Annotated in this window: 21 protein-coding genes, 1 tRNA gene and 1 other RNA gene; 9 read left to right on the top strand and 14 right to left on the bottom strand. The window is 68.3% G+C overall.

The genetic code is table 11. The features are described from left to right. Positions 1-269 precede the first annotated feature (269 nt). A complete protein-coding gene (locus ACWDV4_RS28075; RefSeq protein WP_449984745.1) occupies positions 270-1,316 on the top strand; it encodes a M48 family metallopeptidase in 1,047 nt (348 codons plus the stop codon). A 96-nt stretch (positions 1,317-1,412) separates the two neighbouring features. Continuing rightward, on the top strand, positions 1,413-2,306 hold the full coding sequence (locus tag ACWDV4_RS28070; protein WP_449984742.1) for an SDR family oxidoreductase: 894 nt from the start codon (positions 1,413-1,415) through the stop codon (positions 2,304-2,306). An 88-nt stretch (positions 2,307-2,394) separates the two neighbouring features. Here the strand turns inward: ACWDV4_RS28070 and ACWDV4_RS28065 are convergent, their stop codons facing one another. After that, positions 2,395-2,889 (bottom strand): DinB family protein, encoded by a 495-nt coding sequence (locus ACWDV4_RS28065; protein WP_449984739.1) that lies wholly within the window; start codon positions 2,887-2,889, stop codon positions 2,395-2,397. Between the two features lie 86 nt (positions 2,890-2,975). Next, positions 2,976-4,913, bottom strand: a complete 1,938-nt coding sequence (locus tag ACWDV4_RS28060; protein WP_449984737.1) for a family 43 glycosylhydrolase — start codon at positions 4,911-4,913, stop codon at positions 2,976-2,978. Positions 4,914-5,052: 139 nt separating this feature from the next. Here ACWDV4_RS28060 and ACWDV4_RS28055 point away from each other — a divergent pair, with 139 nt between their 5' ends. The 3 genes from ACWDV4_RS28055 (at position 5,053) to ACWDV4_RS28045 (ending at position 7,394) form a co-directional block, all read left to right on the top strand. Further along, on the top strand, positions 5,053-5,700 hold the full coding sequence (locus ACWDV4_RS28055) for a hypothetical protein (protein WP_449984734.1): 648 nt from the start codon (positions 5,053-5,055) through the stop codon (positions 5,698-5,700). 94 nt (positions 5,701-5,794) lie between these two features. Further along, on the top strand, positions 5,795-6,442 hold the full coding sequence (locus ACWDV4_RS28050) for a GNAT family N-acetyltransferase (protein WP_449984731.1): 648 nt from the start codon (positions 5,795-5,797) through the stop codon (positions 6,440-6,442). A gap of 172 nt (positions 6,443-6,614) precedes the next feature. Beyond that, the gene (locus ACWDV4_RS28045; RefSeq protein WP_449984729.1) at positions 6,615-7,394 is read left to right on the top strand and encodes a class I SAM-dependent methyltransferase; all 780 of its coding nucleotides are present in this window, start codon (positions 6,615-6,617) and stop codon (positions 7,392-7,394) included. Positions 7,395-7,439: 45 nt separating this feature from the next. Here the strand turns inward: ACWDV4_RS28045 and ACWDV4_RS28040 are convergent, their stop codons facing one another. The 4 genes from ACWDV4_RS28040 to ACWDV4_RS28025 all read right to left on the bottom strand — a co-directional run bounded on the left by ACWDV4_RS28040 (position 7,440) and on the right by ACWDV4_RS28025 (position 11,810). Continuing rightward, positions 7,440-9,599 carry a hypothetical protein gene (locus tag ACWDV4_RS28040; RefSeq protein WP_449984727.1) on the bottom strand — a complete coding sequence of 720 codons (2,160 nt, stop codon included), beginning with the start codon at positions 9,597-9,599 and terminating at the stop codon, positions 7,440-7,442. 55 nt (positions 9,600-9,654) lie between these two features. Continuing rightward, positions 9,655-9,781 (bottom strand) — tRNA-OTHER (locus ACWDV4_RS28035). A 284-nt stretch (positions 9,782-10,065) separates the two neighbouring features. Then, the gene (locus ACWDV4_RS28030; protein WP_449984724.1) at positions 10,066-11,112 is read right to left on the bottom strand and encodes a ribosomal protein L7/L12; all 1,047 of its coding nucleotides are present in this window, start codon (positions 11,110-11,112) and stop codon (positions 10,066-10,068) included. Between the two features lie 272 nt (positions 11,113-11,384). Continuing rightward, on the bottom strand, positions 11,385-11,810 hold the full coding sequence (locus tag ACWDV4_RS28025; protein WP_449984721.1) for an NUDIX domain-containing protein: 426 nt from the start codon (positions 11,808-11,810) through the stop codon (positions 11,385-11,387). 33 nt (positions 11,811-11,843) lie between these two features. On the opposite strand from ACWDV4_RS28025, the gene ACWDV4_RS28020 reads away from it, so the two are divergent. After that, positions 11,844-12,188, top strand: coding sequence for a hypothetical protein (locus tag ACWDV4_RS28020; RefSeq protein ID WP_449984718.1), 345 nt, complete (start codon positions 11,844-11,846; stop codon positions 12,186-12,188). A gap of 157 nt (positions 12,189-12,345) precedes the next feature. Here the strand turns inward: ACWDV4_RS28020 and rnpB are convergent. Next, positions 12,346-12,782, bottom strand: an RNA gene (gene rnpB / locus ACWDV4_RS28015) — RNase P RNA component class A. 100 nt (positions 12,783-12,882) lie between these two features. Between rnpB and ACWDV4_RS28010 the strand changes: the two genes are divergently transcribed. Beyond that, complete coding sequence (locus ACWDV4_RS28010; protein WP_449984715.1) at positions 12,883-13,647, top strand: sulfite exporter TauE/SafE family protein; 765 nt, start codon at positions 12,883-12,885, stop codon at positions 13,645-13,647. On the opposite strand, the gene mctP is transcribed toward ACWDV4_RS28010, so the two are convergent. Together mctP and ACWDV4_RS28000 are read right to left on the bottom strand one after the other, a co-directional pair. Then, a complete protein-coding gene (mctP, locus tag ACWDV4_RS28005) occupies positions 13,626-15,332 on the bottom strand; it encodes a monocarboxylate uptake permease MctP (RefSeq protein ID WP_449984712.1) in 1,707 nt (568 codons plus the stop codon). The genes ACWDV4_RS28010 and mctP overlap by 22 nt on opposite strands. Positions 15,333-15,338: 6 nt before the next feature. Further along, positions 15,339-15,575 (bottom strand): DUF3311 domain-containing protein, encoded by a 237-nt coding sequence (locus tag ACWDV4_RS28000; protein WP_449984710.1) that lies wholly within the window; start codon positions 15,573-15,575, stop codon positions 15,339-15,341. Between the two features lie 191 nt (positions 15,576-15,766). Here ACWDV4_RS28000 and ACWDV4_RS27995 point away from each other — a divergent pair, with 191 nt between their 5' ends. Beyond that, a complete protein-coding gene (locus tag ACWDV4_RS27995) occupies positions 15,767-16,621 on the top strand; it encodes an alpha/beta fold hydrolase (RefSeq protein ID WP_449984708.1) in 855 nt (284 codons plus the stop codon). A 47-nt stretch (positions 16,622-16,668) separates the two neighbouring features. On the opposite strand, the gene ACWDV4_RS27990 is transcribed toward ACWDV4_RS27995, so the two are convergent. The 5 genes from ACWDV4_RS27990 to ACWDV4_RS27970 form a co-directional block, all read right to left on the bottom strand. After that, complete coding sequence (locus tag ACWDV4_RS27990; RefSeq protein ID WP_449984705.1) at positions 16,669-17,868, bottom strand: bifunctional RNase H/acid phosphatase; 1,200 nt, start codon at positions 17,866-17,868, stop codon at positions 16,669-16,671. Next, entirely contained in the window at positions 17,865-18,605 is a 741-nt protein-coding gene (locus tag ACWDV4_RS27985; RefSeq protein WP_449984702.1) for a zinc ribbon domain-containing protein, read from the bottom strand. Before ACWDV4_RS27985 ends, ACWDV4_RS27990 begins: the two co-directional genes overlap by 4 nt. Next, the gene (locus tag ACWDV4_RS27980; RefSeq protein ID WP_449984699.1) at positions 18,602-19,480 is read right to left on the bottom strand and encodes a Nif3-like dinuclear metal center hexameric protein; all 879 of its coding nucleotides are present in this window, start codon (positions 19,478-19,480) and stop codon (positions 18,602-18,604) included. The genes ACWDV4_RS27985 and ACWDV4_RS27980 overlap by 4 nt, the downstream gene beginning before the upstream one ends. Before the next feature lie 138 nt (positions 19,481-19,618). Beyond that, the gene (locus ACWDV4_RS27975) at positions 19,619-20,245 is read right to left on the bottom strand and encodes a flavoprotein (protein ID WP_449984696.1); all 627 of its coding nucleotides are present in this window, start codon (positions 20,243-20,245) and stop codon (positions 19,619-19,621) included. A 16-nt stretch (positions 20,246-20,261) separates the two neighbouring features. After that, positions 20,262-21,494 carry a helix-turn-helix domain-containing protein gene (locus tag ACWDV4_RS27970; RefSeq protein ID WP_449984694.1) on the bottom strand — a complete coding sequence of 411 codons (1,233 nt, stop codon included), beginning with the start codon at positions 21,492-21,494 and terminating at the stop codon, positions 20,262-20,264. Between the two features lie 257 nt (positions 21,495-21,751). On the opposite strand from ACWDV4_RS27970, the gene ACWDV4_RS27965 reads away from it, so the two are divergent. Continuing rightward, positions 21,752-22,465: a bifunctional DNA primase/polymerase gene (locus ACWDV4_RS27965; protein WP_449984799.1), complete on the top strand. Its 714-nt coding sequence runs from the start codon at positions 21,752-21,754 to the stop codon at positions 22,463-22,465. Positions 22,466-22,558 lie beyond the last annotated feature (93 nt).

Genomic DNA, 22,558 nt, shown 5'->3' with positions numbered 1-22,558 from the left:
CGCCGCTTCCACAGTAGACCCGCTCCTACCCTGACCTGCGGGGTTTCCGCGAACTGCGTCGAATGTCGGAATCCCGTTGTACAGCAACGGATTTACCTGCGTAATCGTCCCCAGCATCGGTCGCCGACCGATAGTCGGACCTGGGAAAACAATTTTTCGGCAACACCACCGGTCCTCGGTCCGACGGCCGGTTCTTCCGATCCGCCAGCCGGCAAGCATACAAACGGGTGGTGTCGCCGAGAGGAGCAAATACGGCATCATCTGCCCCCGTGCACCCACCTGTGACAGCCGCACGAGACGACACCTCGACATGCGCACGTTGCTCCTCGGCGACCGTCTCCATCCGCGGGGCCATCCCCTGGTGTCCCCGATGCGAGTGGAACCTCGATCGGTACGACCCGAACCACCGCGCCCCCGAATTCGGCTGGCGCTGGGTCGACCGACGGACCCACCAACTCGCCTACCGGCTGACCCGCCGACAGTTCACCGAACTGGCCGAGCAAAGCCTCGACCGTCCCCGGCTGAATCTGGCCCGGATCACGACGGTGACGGTTTCACTGCTGCTAGTCGCGGGTGTCGTGGCGCTCGCGGTCGGCGGCGGCTGGCTGGTGACATACCGGTTCCCCTCGTTGGCGACCGTGTTCGGGGTCGCCGCACTCGGCTTGGCCATCGCGCTACGGCCCCGCCTCGGTAAGCTCGATCCGCTGCTCGACGTGCTGCCCCGGGACCAGGCCCCGGCGCTACACCAACTCATCGATGAGGTGGCGACGGCGGTGGGCGCACCCCGACCGGATGTGGTGGCGGTCGACAACACCTTCAACGCGTACGCCACCTCGGTCGGACTACGGCGACGCCGGGTGCTCTGTCTCGGCCTACCGCTGTGGGGTTCACTCGGGCCGCAGGAGCGGGTCGCGTTGCTCGGCCACGAACTGGGACACTTCGTCAACGGCGACATCCGGCGCGGGCTGCTCACCCAACCAGCGTTCACCATGCTCGGCTCAGCCGCCGACCTGGTCCGACCGATCGACACCGTCGGCGGAGGGGACGGCGTGGGATTTGTCGGAGTCATCGGCGACATGCTGCAGTCGGTGCTCTCCCGGCTGCTCTTCGGTGCCCACCTGCGGCAACTGTCGGTACGTGACGACGTGTCCCTGTTCGCCTCCCACCCGCCGGCCGGGCTGCGGGCCCGGATGATCGAGACCCGCCAGTGGCGTACGGCTACCGTGGTGCTCACCGAGACCAGGAGCGAACAGATCGACGCGGAGTTGGTCAAGGACTACGAGCGGACCCGCCGCACCATCAGTTGGGCCCACTAACACAAAGCCACTCGGCGGTGCTCCGATCGCGAAGCTGACCGTCAATCCAGCGATCAGCAAGTTCATCAGCAGGTCGGTGTCGAAGATAATTGCCCGATGTCGACCGCCCCACTCCCCCTCCTTGGCAAGACCGCACTCGTCACCGGGGTGTCCCGTCGTCGGGGAATCGGCTACGGCATCGCCGCGCACCTGGCGGAACTCGGCGCGAGCATCTTCGTCCAGCACTACGCCCCGCACGACCGGAACCAGCCGTGGGGCGAGGACGACCTCGACCGGGTACGCGCCGGAATCGTCGCCCGGCAGCACCCGGACGCCGCTTTCGGCGACCGGAGCGTCGACCTCGCCGATGCGGGCGCGATCACACCACTGGTGGAAGCGGCGTACGGCCTCACCGGACGGCTGGACATCCTGGTCTGCAACCACGCGCGCAGTGGCGGTGACGGGGCACTGGCGGACATGACCGCCGACCTGCTCGACGGGCACTGGCAGGTGAACACGCGGTCGACCATCCTGCTCACCAAGGCCTTCGCTGACCGCTTCGGCGATACCAATTCCCGGATCGCGGCACGTCAACCGACGCGACCCGGTGAGCGGGCCGGGGCCGCCGGGTCGGTCGACGAGCACGCCACCGGACGGGTGTTCTGGATGACGTCGGGCCAGCAGGACGGGCCGATGCCCGGCGAGGTCGCCTACGCGGCCAGCAAGGCAGCGCTCGCCGGGCTGACCGCCACCGTCGCCAGCGAACTGCTGGCCCGCGGAATCATCCTGAACACGGTGAACCCGGGGCCGGTGAACACCGGATATCTCGACCCGGAGGCGGCCGACCGCCCGTTGGACGAACTCCTGGCGACCATCCGGGCCACCCCGTTCGGGCGCTTCGGCGAGCCAGCCGATCCCGCCCGGTTGATCGGCTGGCTCGCCACGGATGCCGGGCGGTGGATCGTCGGACAGGTCATCACCAGCGACGGCGGGTTCCGCCTGCGACAGTGATCCGCCGGGTGGTGCGGCTACCCCGGAAACGACCCACCGGGCACGTGGTCTCCGCCGGCCGGAGACGACGACCTCAAGTCGCGACCTCCTACCGGCCGGTGGCACCGTCGACAAGCTCCCGCAGGATGTCGGCGTGGCCGGCATGCCGGGTGGTCTCGGTCGTCATGTGGGCGAGCACCCAGCGAAGCGTACGAGGCGAGTCATCGACCGGCTGCGCGGTGCGGACGTCCGGGCCAGCGGCTGCGCTGATGTGGGCGTCGCTCTCGGCAATTGCGGCCCGATAGTCGGCGATGATCTGCTCCGGGGACCGGTCCGGATCGACCACCATGTCGAAGTCGACATCGGCGTAGCGCGGGTTACCGGCGAACGTGTAGTCGAACCAGTACCGTTCGGCATCGGTCAGGTGCTGGACCAGGCCCAGCAGTGTGGTGTCGGAGACGACCAGGCGGCGCCGCAGCTGCTCCTCGCTCAAGCCCGCGACCTTCTTCAGCACGCAGGACCGGGCGAAGGACAAGAAAGCACGGGCGGTATCAAGCTCGCCACCGTCATTGCGCGGCACGGCTTCACGTTGGGACTCAAGCATGTCCCGACCTTATGTGCTCGTCATCGCGGCAGGCACGCCCATATTTGGATCATGACTACGCCGGTCGCCGACCGATGTCGTCTGGGTCACGGTGCGATCTGGCCTCCTGGCCAGGCCGTCACCGTGGTGCCGAGGTGGGTTTGCAGGCCGCCGCTGGCCGACCGACTGAACACGTGCTGTTCGCCCCGAAAGGCGATGCCGACCGGGTCGCTGGTGAGCGTGCCGCCGAGGTTCTGCGCCTGTACAGACGTACCCGGCTGCCACCAGAGGTGCCAGAGTGCGCCGTCGACGCCCCGACCGTACACGTGCTGGGTCTGTCCGTGCCGGAACGCGTACGGCGCACCGGCCAGGTTGCCGCCCCAGTTCTCGGTGTAGACCTTCCACTCGCCGTGGTCGAAGAACCGGTGCTCCACGCTGCCGTTGGCGGTGCGGTAGAACACGTGCTGCTGCCGGCCGAAGGCGAAGCCGGTGGGATCGGAGTGCACCGTGCCGACCGCTCCCCAGTTGTCCAGGGCGGGCAGGTTGTTGGGGATCTCCGGATACCAGTAGTAGTGCCGCAGCGAGTTGTCCGTACCGCGCGCGAAGATGTGCTGCTCGTCGCCGAAGGCGTACGCGGTGGGGGTGCCGACCAGGCTGCCACCCCAGTTGTCGCGGCGTACCGTGCCGTCCGACTCCTGCCACCAGTGCGCGAGGGTGCCGTTGGGCGCGCGACCGAAGACGTGCTTCTGGCCGTTGGCGCTGACCATGCCGGTCGGGTCCCCGGCCAACCCCGCACCCCAGTCCTCGGACCGGGGACCGATGCCGGGGGTCCACCAGAAGTGCCGGAGCCGACCATCCGGGGTACGGGCGAAGGCGTGCTGCTCGGCGCCGTACCGGAAGCCGCTGGGCCGCCCGGCGATCGGGCCGCCGGCCCAGGTGTCGTGGCGTAACGTCCCGTCGGGCTGCTGCCACCAGTGGCCCAGGGACCCATCGGGCGTACGGTCGAAGTACTGCTTCTCGTCGCCCGCGACGTAGCCGCGCGCCGCGCCCGGGTCCTGGCTGGCCCACGGATCGCCGGACGGCGGTACGACCATGGCCGACAGGGCGAGCGGCCGACCGAAGTTCGGCGTGCCGTCGGCGTTCCAGGTGAACTTCTGCGCCCGGGTGGTCCGGCCGTCGTAGGTGTACTCCGACGTGGTCTTGCCGTGGTAGACGATCCAGTCCTCGGTGCCGTCGGGTGACTTGAAGAACCCGTTGTGCCCCGGACCGAACACGCCGGCCGTGTCGTTACGCCAGAACACCGGACCGGCGTGTTGCACCCAGTTGCCGGGCACCAGCGGATCGCGGCCGTCGGCGATGGACCTCATCCACAACTGGTAGTCGGGCTTGCCGGTGTCGCAGGTCGAATACACCAGGAACGTACGGCCCGATCCGCGCAGGCTGACCGCGCCCTCGCGTACCTCGGTGCAGCCGCCGCTGGCCGGTAGCGCGACCCGGGATCCGGTGGTCGACCACGGGGTGTTCATCGCCTGTAGATAGATCTGCGCCGGTCCGCCCATGCCGCGTCCGGGGCCGCTCCACGCGAAGTAGCGCCGGCCGTTGTGCATGAACGGCTCACCGTCGATGGCGTACTCGCCGTGGTCGGCGATGCGGGCCTTGAAGTGGTACGGACCCAGCGGGTCGTCACCGGCGGACTCGATCACGTACATCCGGTGGTTGGCATCGACGCCGTCGCTGGCCGTGTAGTAGATGTACCAGCGCCCGTCGAAGCGGTAGAGCCCCGGTGCCCAGACCTGCTTGTTGCGACTGGCGTCAGGATCGCGGAACACCGTTGTCTCGGGCGCGGTGGCGAGGCCGGCGAGGGTGGGCGATCGCCACATCCCGATCCGGTTGCCGAGGGTGGTGGCCAGGTAGTAGTTGCCGTTGAAGTAGGTGAGCGTGGGGTCAGCGCTGCCGTTGAGCGGGTTGCGGATGGTGCTGCCGGCCTGGGCCGGGGAGATGGGTAGCAGGACGAGGCACAGTACGAGCACCAGCAACCGCTTCATGCCCAGATCCTTCGACATCGCGCCACACATTGAAAGACTTCGACAATAAGTTTCTCGATACATCGCCCTTCCCGTGCCCCTGATCAGACGAGGTAGGTCCCGTTCGACCCGGTGTCCGGCGGCACGTAGGTTGGCAGCCATGACCACGGCATCGGGTGCAGACGACGAACGCCAGCGACGAGAAGAGCTGCCGTCCGCACTCGTTGCGGAGGCGGCCCGGAACCCGGGAGGCTCGGTCGCCGAAATCGACCCGACGCTGATCGGCGATCCAGACGGCTACATTCCCGCTGAGGCCATCCGGGGCAGGTGGCAGGTCGACGCCGCCGGCCAGCTCACCGGCGAGTTCGAGGCCAATCCGACGTACGGGCCACCGCAGGACGACTTCACCGAGCTCGTCGAGAGCAACCACTTCCTGCACTGGCTGGGCGACGATCCGGCCAAGACGGTACGCGAGTCGGTCGCCGACATCCTCCACCAGCAGGTGCCGGGCTCGACGCTGCGCTGGATGAAGATCACCGACGAACCGCGTTTCCTCACGGCAGGACGACGCGACCCCGACGACCCGGACAAGCTGATCGTCACCCGGGCCGCCCTGGCCGCGTCGTTCGCGATCGGGGTCGACTCGCCACCGGACGACTACGACATCCTGTGGGGCGCGTACAGCATCGCCGTCGTCGGTCTCGATCGCGGCGACCAGGCCCGCAGCCGGGCCTGGTTCGACCTCTGGACCGCCCTCGACGCGGCCGAGCGGCAACTCCGTACCCGCATCACCGAGCCGACCCCCTGACGCGCGACCGGGCCGGCCCGAGACCGGTGGCTATCTCGCTTGCCCAGAATGTAATTGGCTTGCCCATGCAAATCTTGGCTTGCAGGATGCGCGAATGCTCGCCAAGCTGTGGCCGCTCTACGGTCTCACCATCGTCACGCCACACCTGCAACTGCGTCTGCCCCGCGAGGAGGAACTCGCCGAGCTTGCCGACCTCGCCGGCCAGGGGGTGCATCGGCGGGGCGAGCGGCCGTTCCTGACCCCCTGGACCGACGGCACTCATTCAGACCGGGCGCGGTTCGTCCTGCAGGGCCACTGGAGCCAGTTGGCCTCCTGGGACGTGTCAGCGTGGCGGCTCGGGATGGGCGTCTTCCGGGCGGGCCAGCCGATCGGTGTGGTCACGCTTCGGACCCGGGACTTCCCGGTGGTACGAGAGGTGACGACCTCGGCCTGGCTCGGCTTGGCTCATCAGGGCAACGGCTATGGAACGGAAGCGCGGATCGGCCTGCTCACCCTTGCCTTCGATCATCTCGGTGCCACTGCCGCACTGACCGAGGTGTTCCAGGACAACCATTCCTCGCAAGGGGTGTCCCGCAAACTCGGCTACGAGCCCGACGGGATCTCCGTCGACGCACGCGACGGTGCGGCCGTCGTCTCCGACCGCCTGCGTCTGACGCGGGAAAAGTGGTGCCAGCACCAGCACCAGCGGCCGGCCGTGACGGTCGAGGGCCTGGACACCTGCCGGGCCTCGTTCGGCCTCTGATCCACCGCCTCGACACCCTGAACCTCGCGCACGGCTCCGTAGCAGCCGACGCCTTCCTCACCCGACCATCCCGGCTCATCGATGAGCGCACACACCTGCGCTGACAGATCCCCGCTCTGCTCTCATCTCATCTCGTCTATGGCGGTATGTGCGGCACGGATAGGGTGACCGCATGGGTCAGGACGCGCAGCTACTTCACGCCTCGTCGTTCGGCGTAGCGGCGGGCGAATACGCCGCACACCGCCCGGACTACGCGTCGGCCGCGGTGCGCTGGGCGCTGGAGCCCGCGCCCGGCTTGCGAGTGCTCGACCTCGGTGCCGGAACCGGCAAACTAACTGGCACGCTGGTCGCGCTGGGCGCCGACGTCATCGCGGTCGAGCCTGACCCGGCAATGCTGACCGAACTGCGCCACGCGTTGCCGGCCGTCCGCGCCCTGCCGGGTAGTGCCGAGGCGATACCGCTACCGGACGCGTCCGTCGATGCCGTGCTGGCCGGAAACGCCCTGCACTGGTTCGACATGGCCGTCGCGGGGCCCGAGATAGCCAGGGTCCTCGCACCCGGCGGCATCCTGGCCGGCCTGTGGAACGTCATGGACAACCGGGTCGACTGGGTTGCCGGGCTCGAACGGGTCAGCGGAAGCGCGGCCATTGGCCCGCGCGACACGCTCAGCAGTTGGCGCACCGCGACTGCCGGCTTGCACCTTCCCCGGGCTGGCGTGGCCGCCCGGTTCGGCTCACCAGAGCAGGCCGAGTTCCCGCACGGGCAGCGTCGCACCGCCGACTCCCTGGTCGCGACACTCGCGACGCGTGCGGGGATGCTGGTCATGCCAGAACAGGAACGAGAGGCCACGCTCGGCCGGATCCGCGCTTTCCTCGCCAGCAGACCGGAAACTGCACATGGCGAGTTCACCCTCCCGATGCTGACCGGCGTACTGCGCGTACGGCAGGGGTAGAGGCCAGGCAATGGCGGCGCACTCACCTGGCCTCGACTGTCGTCACTAACCGGGTATCAGCTCACTGAGTCGATCCAGGGTGTACGCCTCCGAACCGTCTGGCAGGCCCTCGGGCGCCTCAAGGCCGACAAAGATGACCGGCTCGTCCGGCAGCCGGCCGTCCCAGGTCATTACCTCGGCCCGCCCGCGCCAACGGTCGACAAGGTAGGACACGGTGAGATAGCGCCGTTCCATCAGTGCTCGTACCCGGTCGGCCGTGGTGAAGGTGTTCCCCTCCACCCGGTTGAACGACGGCATACCGCGCAGATACAGGTGCAGCCACACGGCCTGCCAGCCACGCTCGGTCTTGGCGAACACCATCGGCAGCGCAACCCGGCCCTGGCCGCGCAGGTGCGAACGCGCCCGCACGGTCCGGGCGTCGAATGGGGCACCACGCTGGTCCCGGGTACGGGTCTGGTAGCCGAACATCGACTCGGCGACCTCCTCGAACGACTCGCCCGCATAGATGTTGACCTGCGGAACCACATACTGTCCGCGGACACTCCGGGGCACGTCGATGAACTCGGTCGCACCCTTCTTCGCGTTGGTGATGTCGCCGGAATGCACCACACCGTCGTGGTGCAAGTTCGTCCAGGACACCTGGCCTGCACTGTGAAACTCGTCATCGAGCAACAGCACCGACAGGTCGTAGTCGGTGGTGAACCTGGTCTGACGCCAGTACGTAAAGAAGCGCAACAGGTCACCGGTTACCGATGCTCGCGAGCCCCGAGGTAGGACCGCGAAACCGCCTTCGGCCGCCTTGCCGGAGAGCGGCAGTGCGACGCCCAGCGCCGCCGGGTCCACCAGCAGCGGTCGTTCCAGCGCCGGCAGCCGGGTGCTGATCTCGGCGTCGAGCAACGATGACAGCTCGGCCACCAGCCCGGCCGGCAACGGTGGCCGTGTGTCGGGGCCGACCCACGCGGTGCGCGCGCGGCTGGCGTACATTCGGGCGGACACGGGCGTCAGCCGGTTGTCGACATGCTCCCGCAGCGCGAGAAGCACTCGCCCCGACGCCGAGCCGAGCGCACCGGTAACTGCTTCGACGACAGCGGTTCGCTCCGATGCCGACGCCAGCCGCAACAGCCGGTCGGCAGAACGCAGGAGCAGGCCCGGCGCAGCTGACAGCACCGATGCGGCCGGAGCGATGGCCCCGGCTCGGATCGCCGCCTCCGCGCGACCGGCAAGGTTCGGCACCCGCCGCTCGCCACGCGCGACCGCGAACACCTCCTGCGCGTGCGGCCATTGGTCGTACTCGTGCGGGTGCAGCCGTTCCCCGAGCCGCTTCCACCGCTCCGCGTAGCGCGCGACGTCACCGAGCTTGTCCGAACTCGCACCGACGACCTCGTTCAGCGCGGCCAGCAGCATCCGCCGCTCCGGACGCCGGAAGGTACGCAACCGTGTGGGTTCCATGAGCGAGGCGTCCCCGCCGGAGACCTGGCAGGCAAGGCGCAGTACGTCGGTCGTCGTGTCCACGCCGATCAGCGGCCGGCCGAGGACGAGCCGGATCCCGTTGAGCACGGCACGGTTCTCCCGTACCGGGATTGCGGCCGGCTGCTCGCCGTCCATGCAGGCGACCGCAAGCTCACTGAGGAGCGCGAGGTCCGCCTCGCCGTGTGGTGTCGAGCTGCCGGCCAGGGCCAGATAGAGCCGCGCTGCCTCCACGTCGGCGGTGTCGCCGAGACGCAGCAGGGTCACGCGGTCGCCGGCTGCGGTGATCAGGTCATCGTGCGCGGCCAACAGCTCGGCATAGGTGTGCTGGTAGGTCCCGTAAGCCGGCAGGTCAAGCAGATTCACCCCGCCCGAGGCGACGGCACCCCGTAGCTGCGCGTCGGTCGCCCTGCCCCCACCGCTGAGTACGGCCGCCCGTAGCCGGTCCGCCCAGAACTCGATGGTGTCCGGCACATCGTTTGGAAAGCCGATGAAGTAGGCGTTGTGCTGAACATGGTCGCCTACCAGCTCACGCACCGCCGAGACGACCATAGCGGCAAGGTCCATCGCCGGCGCCGGCGCCAGGGTACCGATGTGTTCCAGCAGAGCCCGCGACGCCGAGAACCCGACATCGAGCAACGCCGCGTCCAGTTGCCGGGCTACTGGCGTACCGTCGCCAGCCGCGCCAGTGCTAGCCGGAACGCGCAGCGTCTTCTGGATGATCAGCTTTTCGAGCACGTGCTCCTCCGTTCCGGTCGACTCCGGCAGTCGCCGGCCGGCAGTTGCGGCACAGTGGGTCGCCGGGGACTCGAACCCCGTTCCTCCGATCCAACTAGGAGAAGGAAGCGCCTCCATGACCGCACAGGCGGATAGCGGACGCGCTACTCAGTCGGATGCTCTGCCAGTTGAGCTAGCGACCCGGGTGCGATCATCTCACCCGCCGGGTCGACACTGCTACCGGTTTCGGAGGCACTTTCGAGCACAGTGGACAAGCGACTCCCCTTCCCAGACAGTGACGGCAGTGCGCGCGGGCCTGTCGCCCTGGAGGGCTTCTACCTCTGAGAGCCCGGTCCAAGGGGGTACTGCCGCGATGCGCACCCGCCCTGCAGCCTCCCCAGACTCCCCCAGACTCCTGGGGATCATGTCAAGCATCCACCGCGACGCGGCAATGATGACGGCGTGCAGGTACGAGCCTGGCGCTGACTTACTCCGCATGCCTCAATCTGGTCGTTGGCGTGGTTTCTGTGACTGTTGCCTGCTCATCGGATGATCGCTTGATGGTGACCTTGGCACCAGCCGCTTCAAGCTTCTCCTTTGCGGCCTCGGCAACCCACTTGCCGACTTTTTTCAAGATCGGCTTCGGCGCGTTCTCCACCAGCTTCTTTGCGTCCATGATGCCGAGTCCGGAGTCCACCTGGCGTACGGCTTTGATCACTTGTATATGGTTGTCGCCGGCCGATTCCAGGACAACGTCGACCGCGCCGGTTGGGCTGATTAGGTCGATGGGCTGGAGAATGAACGTGGTCTTCTCGCTCCTGGGTGCCTTCACCGTGAGTCCGGTGTCGGCCAGGATCTCGGCGATCAGCTCCGGGCTGCCTGCCCAGTGCACGAAGAGTTCGCCGACCAGGTCGCCGCGGTGGTCGAAGCAGTCTTCGTGGTTCTGGGTGTTCCAAAAGACGGCCTTGAGGGATTGTTCGTCCTCGGTCTGGTCGTAGACACGCTGCCAACAGCCGGAAGTGGTCACCCAGAGCGCGGGCTCCGCGATGTAGCCCTGTTCGACGAGCCGATTGAACGCCTCCGTGACGCGGCAGAGATCGGAGGAGCGGTCGGTGGCCAGGCAGGTTATCGCTCCTTCCTCCGGTTTGCTGGTGCCATGGGCCGCGGCCAGGAATGCCTCCATCGAAGCTTCAGACTCTCTGGCCAACTCGTCTTTGTCCATGTCCAGCAGGTAGTCGTAGTTCTCGGGCCCTTGCCCGGGGACGGAGACCACGAGGCCCTCACGGGCAAAGGTCGACTGGAGCATGGAGGGGACGCAACCTCGCCAACGGAGAATGACGTCCTTGACCATGGCGCCACTCGGCCCAAAGTAATCGGCGAGGTCGCTCGGCGGACTCACCAGCCCTGAGGCTTCGGTGTCGGACTCGAAGCGCTCGGCGTCGACGACCTGCCATCCTTCGGTACCCAACCGGTCGAGCGCCCGGTCGAAATCTTCGCGATGCGGAGGGCGAGACAAAGGAGCTCCTTCAGGCATGGACGTTCCCGGACACGGGCAAGTACGGGCCGAGCTGGACACCCGATCGACTTTGGACGCCCCTCAATCGCCGGCCCCTGTCGCACATCACTACCGGAGTTGTGTCGGATGTCAGTATCCGGATCGCATCGGGGATTTCAGGTGGTAATCCGACAACAGATTCGCGGCACTCCGTCCGCCAACTGAGGTGCGACAGATCCAGCGACAGAGATTGGCAGGTTGGCCTCCGACGAAACGTCCTGTCATGCCGATGAGACCGTGCTCAGTCATGATCAGGCCCGATGCTCGGCAAGGACCCGGCTGAACATCGCAAGGTAGCTATCATGAGCCAAGGACAAATCTCCGAGTGCGTCTTCCGTGAACCACGCGATGGCATCGTGTTCGTCTGGCGCAACGTTGGCCGGAGACCCCGTCCACGCTTCGATCAGCCAGATTTGCATGTCGAACGTGTCGGCACGAACTTCCTGCATGGGCGGACCCAACGGCGCCGCGATGTCGATGCCCAATTCCTCTCGGAGCTCTCGAGCAAGTGCCAAGCCAGGCAGTTCCCCGGGCTCCACGTGGCCACCGGGCAGATCCCAGACGTCGGGATACCAACGGCGCTGGGGAGATCGGTGGCAAAGCAGTACTCGGTTGCCGTCCCGCAGCAACGCCGTGACGATACGAGCCTTAGGAGAGTCTTCCGCGGAGATCGACACAGGCGCATTCTGCCACCCCTTACCCTCACGCGCATGACCGACAACATCGAGGCGAGGGCGTCTGTGAGCACCGACAGTTGGATCCTCACCGCGAACGTTCGTCCATTGGTCGAGTCACTGGCATCCCTGGTCGGCTACGAGACCGACGACTGGGACTGGGACGCCATCGAGGCAGGGCTACGCGACACCGACGCCGAAGACCCACGAGGGTGGTACGAATACCCACTCATCGGAACCACCACGATCCGTCTGGAACTGGCGAACGACCCCGGTTCTAGCGTCACAACAGTTCAGGTACATCACCCGCCCGACCAACTACTGACAGCCCGCATCGAAACCATCATGTCGATGCTCGCCCGCTATCAGGTCATCGCTTAACGATCCCAGGCCCCCTGCCGCAAGATCAGGGCGTCTCCAGGGCGTCAGGGCGGATGCAGGGCGTCAAACGCTGGCCAAAGTTGACCAAGAACGACCATCGACGCCGGAACATAGAAACAGCTCAGAGCCTCGATCGTGGCTCTGAGCTGATGGGCGACGGACGAGTCGACCTGTACGCCGGATTTTGTACCGACGGCACCGTTGCCGGTGCTGCCGGTGGCGGCCATCCATCTCGGCCTACCGTTGCCGGCAGGCTCCAGCGGTCTACCCGCAGGCATCGGGCGGGCCGCCCTCAATCGCCTGCGCGAACCGTCACCTCGCGATGATGGTCCTGTCTTGACCTTGCTCCGGGTGGGGTTTACCTAGCCATCCCGGTCACCCGGGATGCTGGTGGGCTCTTACCCCACCGTTTCACCCTTACCGCGCCAGGTTCGCATCTTTCGACACGAAACGCCCAGCGTGGCGGTTTGTTTTCTGTGGCACTATCCCGCGGGTCGCCCCGGGTTGCCGTTAGCAACCACCCTGCCCTATGGAGTCCGGACGTTCCTCGGCGGCGGGCCGCTGGCCCACCGACGCGACCGCCCGGTCGACTCGTCCGTCGCGCCGATGATTCTACGCATTGTCAATAACGCCCGACCATGGGCATGATCTTCCCTACTGCGAGCCCCCCAGTCAGGCACTAGCCTCGACAAACGTGCAACTCACCGAGGCAGCGCTGCTGCTCGCCGCCGGGCTCGCTGCGGGCACCATCAACGCGGTCGCCGGGGGCGGGTCGCTCATCACGTTCCCCGCACTGATTGCGATCGGGCTGCCGCCCGTACCGGCGAATGTGAGTAATTCTGTTGCGGTCTGTCCGGGTTACCTGGCGAGCGTCGCCGGCAGCTACGTCGATTTGCCGGACCGCCGCAGCGTGGCCAGGCTGCTGCCCACCACGATCCTCGGCGCCGTAGCCGGTTGCGCGCTGCTGCTGGCCACCCCTGCCCGGGCGTTCGAGCTGGTCGTACCGTTTCTGGTGCTGGGCGCGACGGCCGTGCTGGCGTTTCAAAGCCGGCTGCGCCGCCTGGTCGGCCATCCCCGCGACCTGGGCCCGCGCCGCCGTACCGTGACGCTCCAGGCCCTGGTCGCGCTCGGCGCGGTGTACGGGGGCTACTTCGGCGCAGCGCTCGGCGTGATGCTGGTCGCCGGGCTCGCGCTGGTGTTGGACGAGACGCTGGCCCGGGTCAGCGCGCTCAAGAACCTGCTGTCGGCGGTGGTCGGGCTGACCACGGTGACCGTCTTCGCCGTCTTCGGCCCGGTCAATTGGGCGACCGTCGCGGTGGTCGCGCCGGCCACCATCACCGGCGGCTACCTCGGTGCCCGGCTGGTCCGTCGCCTGCCGCCCGCCGCACTGAAGGCCGTGATCGTGACCTTCGGTACGGCGATCGGCCTGCTCCTGCTCTATCGCGCCTTCGGCGACTGATCGGCATCAGGCTTCCGTTGACGTGTTAGGAAGGGGCCCTTCCTATGCAGAAAGCGATAAGAAGGGGCCCTTCCTTTCACCTCGGCTTCGGCTTCGGGGTCGGCGAAGTAGTCGTCGGGGGTGGTGCCGTCCGGGCCTTCGGCGACTCGGGCGGCGCGCAGGATCAGGGTGCCGAGTACGGCGACGAGCAGGTTGACGGCCACGGCTACCAGGCCGACGTACACGGTTTTCGGGGTGTCGAACCCGAAGCGGTCCAGCGGGAACGCTGACCCGCCGAAGTGGGCTCGTTTGGTCGCCGCGTTGGGGATCTCGTAGAGCATCCACATGCCCAGGCCCATGCCAGCGGCCCAACCGGCGATCAGCGCGCCTCGGTGGAACCACCGGGTGTAGAGGCCCAACGCCACTGCCGGCAGGGTCTGCAGGATGATCACGCCGCCGATGAGTTGCAGGTCGATGGAGAACTGCGGGTCCAGGAAGACGATGCAGGCGACCGCGCCGACCTTCACCACCAGTGAGGTGATCTTCGAGACGTTCGCTTCCTGTGCCGGGGTGGCGTCCCTACGCAGGTACTCCTTGTAGATGTTGCGGGTGAAGAGGTTGGCGGCGGCAATCGACATGATGGCGGCGGGCACCAGGGCACCGATGCCGATCGCGGCGAACGCGATACCGGCGAACCAACTCGGGAAACGTTGCTCGAACAGCAGCGGCACGACCGTGTTGTTGTCGACCGTGCCGGGGGTCGCACCGGGCAGCGGCTTCACCCCGGCGGCGATCGCCATGTAGCCGAGCAGCGCGATCAGCCCGAGCAGCAGGCTGTACGCGGGCAGCGCGGACATGTTCCGCTTGATGACGTCCCGGCTGCGGCTGGCAAGCACCCCGGTCAGGCTGTGTGGATAGAGGAAGAGTGCCAGTGCTGAGCCCAGCGCCAGGGTCATGTATTGCAACTGGTTGTTGGCGTTGAGCAGGATGCCGTCGTTCGGGTTGGGTGTGGCGGCGAACTTGGCCTCCGCCGCGTCGAAGATGCTCCCCCAGCCGCCCAGCTTGTACGGCAGGTAGAGGACCGCCACCAGGATCACGATGTAGATCAGGGTGTCCTTGACGAAGGCGATCAGCGCGGGTGCCCGGAGTCCGGACTGGTAGGTGTAGGCGGCGAGGATGGCGAACGCCACGATGATCGGCAGGTGCCGGGCGAGCGCGCTCTCCCCGGTCACGCCCATGGTCTTGAGCACCGCCTCGATGCCGACCAGTTGCAACGCGATGTACGGCATGGTGGCCACGATGCCGGTGATCGCGACCAGCAGCGCCAGGGTCGGCGAGCCGAACCGGGTGCGGACGAAGTCGGCCGGGGTGACGAATCCGTGCCGGTGCGACACCGACCAGAGTCGGACCAGCACCAGGAACACCAGCGGATAGACGATGATCGTGTACGGCACGGCGAAGAACCCGGCCGCCCCGGCCCCGAAGAGCAGCGCCGGTACGGCCACGAAGGTGTACGCCGTGTAGAGGTCGCCACCGACCAGGAACCAGGTGATCCAGCCACCGAAGCTGCGCCCGCCCAGCCCCCACTCGTCGAGGTGGGCCATGTCCTGCGGTGCCCGCCACCGGGCCGCCACGAACCCCATCCCGCTGACCAGCAGGAATAGCAACGAAAAGACGATGATCTCAGTGAGATGGTCCCGCCACATTCCGGGTCACCGCCGCTTCTTCGTCAACTGGTAGACGACCGTGGTCGTGCTGACCCCGAGCAGGATGAAGGCCAGTTGCAGCCAGTAGAACGTCGGAAAACCGAAGAGGCGGGGCGCGTCCAGGTTGAACAGCAAGGGGATCAGCGGCACCACGATCGGCAGAAAGAGCAGCCAGTTCCACGGGCTCTTGTCCTTGGCCCGATAGACCGCAGGTGGTGGGGCTTCCGGTTCCGGGGCAGCCATCTGTCACACCTCCGGGGACGTAGCGGGCAGGCGACGGCGGAACGCTATCGATTTAGTGACCCAGGTCACGGCGACTGTCGGTGGCGATGCGCCGAACGGTGAATGATCTGCGCCGAACGGCAGACATTGATCGTGATCCGTCACTACCGGCAACCATTGATCATCACACTGCCGGCTGCGATGCTGGACCGATGCCAAGCTTCTCGTCGTACGACGGCACCGAACTCACGTACCAGGTGCTCGGCTCCGGGCCGGCGCTGGTCTGCGTACCGGGTGGGCCGGGTCGGGCCGGCGCCTACCTGGAGGACCTGGGTGGGCTGAGCGCGTACCGCACGCTGATCGTGTTGGACAACCGGGGCACCGGCGGCTCTGCCGTGCCGGACGACCCGGCCACCTACCGTTGCGATCGGATCGTCGACGACGTGGAGGCGCTCCGCGCCCACCTGGGCCTGGACCGGATGGACCTGCTGGGGCACTCGGCCGGCGGCAACGTCGCGGAACTCTACGCCGCCCGGTTCCCCGACCGGCTGGCCAAGCTGGTGCTGGTCACCCCGGGTCTGAAGTCCGTCGGCGTGGAAGCGGTCGGTTTCCTGGAGGCCGCCAACGCCCGTGCCGACGAGTGGTGGTTCGAGGCGGCGAGCACGGCGTTCAACGACTGGCGGGCGGCGGCGGCCCGGGGTGCCGGGCCGGAGGAGATCGCCCCGCTGCGGGCGGCGACCGCACCGTTCTCGTACGGCCGCTGGGACGAGCGGGCCCGTGCGCACAGCGAGACCGAGCCGAGCCAGCGTTCCGACGCTGCCGCCGACGGTTTCTACGCCGACTTCGAGCCGGATGTGGCGGCTGTCCGGGCCGGGCTGGCCACCCTCGACGCCTCGGTCCTGATCGTCGCCGGGGAGCGCGACACGTCACCGACGCCGGCCGCCGCCCAGCTGCTCGCCGACCTGTTCCCGAAGGCCGAGGTGACGGTGCTGCCGGGCGGCGGTCACTTCCCCTGGCTGGATGACCCGGCCGCCTTCAGCCACGCCGTACGCGACTTCCTTGCCTGACCAACAAACTAACGAGGCCCAGCCGACGAGCTGATGAGGAAGTCCCGTCAGACGTCGGTCAGATGTGCGGTGTCGTTGATGCTCCGGACGGCGATCCCGCCGTCCGGCCAGACGTCCAGGACGGACACCCCGGCCGGGTCGAGGTAGAGCCGGTGCAGGAACGCGTCCCCCGCCGCGAGCGCGTCCCGCAGCATGATCTTCAGCGGGGAGACGTGCGAGACCACCACCACGGTCTCCCCCGGGTACGTCGCCAGCAGCGCCGCCACGGCCCGGCGTACTCGGGTGGTGACCTGGACGAACGACTCTCCGCCGGGCGGCGCGACAGCCGACGAGGCCAGCCAGGCGTCCATCTCCTCGGGCCAGCGGTCCCGTACCTCGGCGAAGGTGTGCCCCTCCCACGCGCCGAAGTCGCACTCCACCAGGTCCGCCTCGGTGACCACCGGGGCACCGCCGAGCGCACGGGCGACCTCCTCGGCGGTGGCCGTACAGCGGGACAGGGGTGAGCTGACCACGGCCGCGACCGATGGGGCCAGGGCGAGCACCCGACCGGCCGTCGCCCGCGCCTGGGCCGTCCCCCGGTCCGACAGCGGCACGTCGCCCCGGCCCGAGTAGCGCTTCTGCGCGGTCCGTTCCGTCACACCGTGCCGCACCAGCACCAGCCGGGTCGCGGTCGTCGCCGGTCGCGGTTCCCAGGAGGTACGCGCCGTCGACGCCTGGGCGGCGACCTCGTGCGCTCGGGCCCGGGCATTGGCATCCAGCATGGGTGCGGCCGGGGTCGGCTGGGCCGCCGTTGGCGTGGGTGCGGCTGGGGCTGGGGTCGGCTTCGGTGGCTTGCCCGCTGCCAGGTCCATCGCGGCGTTGGCCAGCGCGTCGGCGTGCCGGTTACGTTCGCGCGGGATCCAACCGAAGGTCACCGACTCGAACCGGTGCACCAGGCCGGCCGCCTGCGCCGCGAGTGGCCGCAGCCCGGCATTCTTGATCTGCCAGCGGCCGGACATCTGCTCGACGACCAGTTTGGAGTCCATCCGGGCGTCGACCTCGGTCGCGCCCACCTCGTGTGCGGCCTCCAGGCCGGCGATCAGCCCCCGGTATTCCGCCACGTTGTTGGTGGCGGTCCCGATCGACTCGGACCGTTCGGCCAGCACCTCGCCGGTATCCGCGTCCCGGACCACCGCCCCGTAACCGGCGGGCCCGGGGTTGCCCCGAGCACCGCCATCCGCCTCGATGACGACCCGAAGCCGGCTCACAGTCCAGACTCGTTGGTCCGGACCATGATGCGCCGGCACTCCTCGCAGCGCACCACCTCGTCCGGGGCGGTCGCCTTGATCCGAGCCCGGTCCATGCCCGAGAACTCCAGCCGGCAACCGCCGCACCGACCGGCGGTGAGTAGCGCGGCGGCAAGCCCACCCGACGACTCGCGGATCTTGTCGTAGAGCGCCACCAGGTCGGCCGGCAGGTCGGCCGCGAGCGGCTGCCGGGCGCTGGCCTTGAACTGCTCCTCCTTGGCAACCTCGGCCAGCGTCTGGTCCCGGCGCTCCTCCACCGCCGTACGCCGCTTCCGGGCGTCGTGCAGCCGGGCCTCGACCCCGTCCAGTACGCCCTGGGCGGTCTCCCGCTGCTCCATCAGCTCCAGTTCGGCGTCCTCCAGCTCGGTCTGCCGCCGGTTGAGCGAGGTCATCTCGTGCTGCAGCGCCTCCAGTTCCCGAGCCGGGCCGCTGCCCATCGTCAGCCGCGCCTGGTCCCGGTCCTTGCGGACCCGCACCTGCTCGATGTCCTTCTCCAGCCGACTGATGTCCCGGTCCAGGTCGTCCACGGCCACTTGGGCGCGGACCCGCTCGTCCTCCAGCGCGGACAGCTCCCGGGCCAGCGCGTTCAGCTCCGCGTACTCGGGCAACGTACGGCGACGGTGGGCGAGCTGGGCCAGCGCGGTGTCCACCGCCTGCAGGTCGAGTAGACGGCGCTGGTCCTTGGGGTCGGCCTTCACAGGAGGGGCTCCTTCTTGGTGTCCTCGGGGGATGCGAGCGGTGCGACGTGCACCGTCCACGGGTCGGTGTCCAGGTCGGACACCAGTGTCGGCACGCCCAGGTTGTGCCGCAGGTAGGCAGCGAGATCGTCCAGCCATGGCCGTTCGGTCGCCCAGTGGGCGGCGTCCAGCAGGGCCGGGCCGCCCCCGGCGATGTGCTCGCTGGCGATGTGGTGCCGTAGATCGGCGGTGAGGTAGACATCCACCCCTGCGGCGACAGCGTCGCCCAGCAACGATTCGCCCGCCCCGCCGCTGACCGCGACCGTGTGAATCATCCGGTCCCCGTCACCGGCCGCTCGTACGCCCCAGCTGGTGGCGGGCAGCGACCGGCAGGCGTGCTGGCTGAACTCGGCCATGGTCATCGGCTGCGGCAGCTGACCGATCCGCCCCAGGCCCCGCCCCTGCCCCTCGGCTGGGCTGCCCGAGGGGGCCGGGTGTAACGGACGCAGGTCGGTCAGGCCGAGCCGTGCGGCGAGGGTGTCGGAGACACCGGGGTTGGCCACGTCGGCGTTGGTGTGGGCGACGTAGAGTGCTATGTCGCTCTTGATCATCTTGTGGATGATCCGCCCCTTGTACGTGGTCGGGGCCACCGACGACACGCCCCGCAGCAGCAACGGATGGTGGGCCACGATCATTTCGGCCCCGGCGGCGAGTGCCTCGTCGACGGTCTCCGGCACGCAGTCCACGACACAGGCCACCCGGCTCACCGGAGCCGTCGGTTCGCCGAGCACCAGCCCCACCCGGTCCCAGTCTTGGGCCCAGGCGGGCGGATAGCGCTGATCGAGCAGCGCCACGACATCGGCAACGCACACCGTACGGGATCCAGTTGTGCTCACGACGGCCCAGCTTACCGGCGAAACACCGGTGTCAGTCCCGCTGGCTCGGTAATCCGGGCTCGTATCCACCACTGATGGCTGCCTGGGGGCGGGCTGGGCGCCCGGACCGGTGCCGGTCCGGTCCGGGCGGGCACGGGGTCAGCCCGGACCGCTGCCCACGGGCACCCGGACCCGCAGAGCGTCCAGGGCTAGGTGCCACGGAAACCGGGAGAGCACGGCCTCTCCCGTCCCGGGTGCGTGCGGAGGCAGGATGTCGTCGCCGAAGAGCACCGTCACGTCCCAGGCACGCAGCCGGGCCAGCCCGGCCTGGAAGGCCGGGTGCCCGGCCATCGCGGCGTTGGTGAAGGGCATCGCCACGATCGGCAGCCCCTTGCCCTGGCTCTCGATCAGCAGTCCGAGGGCCAGCGTGTCGGTGATCCCGGCGGCCCACTTGTTGACGGTGTTCACCGTTGCCGGACCGACGATGATCGCGTCGGGGGGCGGCAACACGTCCGGATCGCCGGGGTTCTTGTAGGTCGTCCGGACCGGATGGCCGGTCTGCCGGGCCAACGCCGGCCCGTCCACGAACTTACGGCCATCCGGCGTGGTCACCACACAGACGTCCCAGCCGTCCGCCTGGCCGAGCGCGACCAGCTGACCGACCTCCCTGGCCAGGGGCGAGCCACACGCGATCACATAGAGCACGCCGCGCGGAAAACTGCTGACATCGTTGACCTGTCCTTCTTCATCACCGAGCCGGCCGGTGACCTCACGTCGTTCGGTCATGCGGCCGGTCTCCCGGTCATATTCCAACTCCCATGTGCTCAGCCAACTCCGCTATCGGCTGAGCCGGCGCACCCCGTGTGCGACGCAGGACATCGGACATCAATTCGTGGGCGATCGGCCGGCAGCGGATCTCCGACGGGGCCAGTTGGTCACCCCGGAGCAGGGTCGCCCCCGCCTGTTCCATGTCACCGATCTGCGCGTATCCCCGGGCAAGGTCGAGCAGGTGATGCGCCCGCCGTTCCGGCGGCAACGCGTTGAACCGGTCCGGCAGGATATCCCGATCGGTCTCCACCGCCCGCCCGCCCTCACCGAGTTCGACGGCGGCGGCAGCCAGGTGCAGTCGTAAATTGGTCGGGCCGAAGCTGGTCCAGTAGTGGTTCTGATCCGAACCGAGCAGGCCGGCGGCCTCCTCCGCGCCGACGAACAGGTCCCGGACACTGGCGTTGTCGCCGATCCGGGCCGCCGCCATGGCCCCCTGGAGCAGCAGCATTCCGTACACCGAGAGCTGTTGCGGGCTGGCCGCCCGACAGCCGTTGGGCGCGAGCTGGCTGGCGAAGTTGACGTTCACCTCCAACGCCGAACGGGGGCGGCCGAGCGCGAGCAGGGCGTTGCCGACCCGGCAGGTCGCCACCCCGGTCAGCAGCAGGTCGCCGGAGCGTTGGGAGACCGCCATGGACCGGTCGGCGGCCAGCCAGGCCAGTTCGTGCTCCCCCAGTTTGCGCAGGGTCGACGAGGCGATCTGGTAGACCTGTCCGAGCAGGTGGGCCGCCTCCTGGGCGGCGTCGTCACCGCCCCGGTACGCGGCGTCGAGGGCCTGGGCATCACACAGCAGCTTCGGCAGTGCCCTGGTCAGCACCCCATACCGGGCGTACTGGAGGGTCAGCCAGGCGTGCCGGACCGACTTGCGTACATCGTCCAGCGGGGGAACTTCCGCGAGCGGCGCGAAGAAGGCCGGCAGCGCCTCGTACCGTTCCAGGGCCAACCGGATCGCCTCCACCTCGACCTGGTCGATGCAGTTGAGCGCATCGGTACGCCGCTGCAGGTCCTTGCCGAGCAGGAGTTGGACGTCGACTCGCAGCACGTCGGCGATCTCGTGCAGCACCGAGTACTTGTCCAGTCGCCGTACCCCGCGCTCGACCTTGTCGACCCAGCTCTTCGACTTGCCGAGGCGATCGGCAAAGACCTGCTGCGACATGTTGCGGCGCCCTCGCCAGTACGCCACTCGGCGGCCTATCGGCACCTCATCCACGTCCGGTTCCTCCCCTTACCTCGCCGGCGACTCCGAGCCGGGCGATATGAGCATTACGAGCGCGATGCGTCATTAATTCTATTAGTTCGGTGTTTCCGGTCTGTCCGGGTCGCACAGTATGTACGTCAGCCCCAGGCATCAACCTCATAGTTTTTCGTGCAAGTTGCAACCGGTCACCTGCCCAGAAAAACGAAGTCGGGTGCCACCGGTAACGGCGTTCAACATCCAGACCATCGCCGATGCTGATCTAGGGGGTCATCCGAAAAATGTGGGGCAGCGTCCGATCACGATTCGTCCAACTGGCACCGCTGGACCGGGTACGGCTGCGCCGGATCGCGGTCCGCTACGCCGCCCACGGCTGGGACGTGACCCCTGGTGCCTGCCTGGCCCAGCAACGCTTCGTCTGCGGGCGGGCCGACTGCCGTACCACCGGCTGCCACCCCGCCCTGGAGAACTGGGAACAGGCAGCCACCAGCGACCCGATCCGGGTCGCCACCTGGTGGCGACACCAGCCCCACGGCCTGCTCCTGGCCACCGGACGCGCCTTCGACGTCATCGAGGTTCCCGCGTACCTGGGGCGGCGGGTGCTCGACGCCGCCCGCCCGTACCCCGGCCTCGCCTACGGCGTACGCCCTGATCGGGGGTACGGCCCGGTAGCGGTCACCCCGGCCGGGCGATGGATGTTCCTGGTTCGCCCCGGAAACCCGCTACGGCCCGAACTGGACCAGTGTTTCTACGTGATCCGCCACGGCCTCGGCTCGTGGATCCCCGCGCCCCCGACCCGGCTACCCGAGGGCCCGGTGCGGTGGGTGGTGCCCCCCGAGGCGGTCCGGTGGCAACTGCCCGACTCCTACCGCACCCAGCGGCTCCTGATCAACGCCCTACACGCCGTCGACCCCGCCGTACCCTCGGCGCTACTCGCCGGGAAGCTGCCGCTGCCTCGCCGACCCCGGCTCTCCCCCGGCCCCTGACCCGTACGACACGTGGGCACCGGTGGCCACACTGTCCCCAGCTTCAGCTGTCCCGACCAACCGGTTCGGGACAGCTCCTTCTCCAGAGATTGC

The organism is Micromonospora sp. NPDC003197, from assembly GCF_053590565.1.
Note: the sequence above shows the minus strand (reverse complement) of the source record. Positions and strands in the feature narration are given on the sequence as shown.

Coding starts and splice junctions, on each gene's coding strand:
- ACWDV4_RS28030 (WP_449984724.1), bottom strand. CDS start 11,112: ATGCCTGAAGGAGCTCCTTTGTCTCGCCCTCCGCATCGCGAAGATTTC.
- ACWDV4_RS28055 (WP_449984734.1), top strand. CDS start 5,053: ATGACCACGGCATCGGGTGCAGACGACGAACGCCAGCGACGAGAAGAG.
- ACWDV4_RS27975 (WP_449984696.1), bottom strand. CDS start 20,245: ATGACCGAACGACGTGAGGTCACCGGCCGGCTCGGTGATGAAGAAGGA.
- ACWDV4_RS27995 (WP_449984708.1), top strand. CDS start 15,767: ATGCCAAGCTTCTCGTCGTACGACGGCACCGAACTCACGTACCAGGTG.
- ACWDV4_RS28065 (WP_449984739.1), bottom strand. CDS start 2,889: ATGCTTGAGTCCCAACGTGAAGCCGTGCCGCGCAATGACGGTGGCGAG.
- ACWDV4_RS28060 (WP_449984737.1), bottom strand. CDS start 4,913: ATGAAGCGGTTGCTGGTGCTCGTACTGTGCCTCGTCCTGCTACCCATC.
- mctP (WP_449984712.1), bottom strand. CDS start 15,332: ATGTGGCGGGACCATCTCACTGAGATCATCGTCTTTTCGTTGCTATTC.
- ACWDV4_RS28000 (WP_449984710.1), bottom strand. CDS start 15,575: ATGGCTGCCCCGGAACCGGAAGCCCCACCACCTGCGGTCTATCGGGCC.
- ACWDV4_RS28020 (WP_449984718.1), top strand. CDS start 11,844: ATGACCGACAACATCGAGGCGAGGGCGTCTGTGAGCACCGACAGTTGG.
- ACWDV4_RS28050 (WP_449984731.1), top strand. CDS start 5,795: ATGCTCGCCAAGCTGTGGCCGCTCTACGGTCTCACCATCGTCACGCCA.
- ACWDV4_RS28045 (WP_449984729.1), top strand. CDS start 6,615: ATGGGTCAGGACGCGCAGCTACTTCACGCCTCGTCGTTCGGCGTAGCG.
- ACWDV4_RS28070 (WP_449984742.1), top strand. CDS start 1,413: ATGTCGACCGCCCCACTCCCCCTCCTTGGCAAGACCGCACTCGTCACC.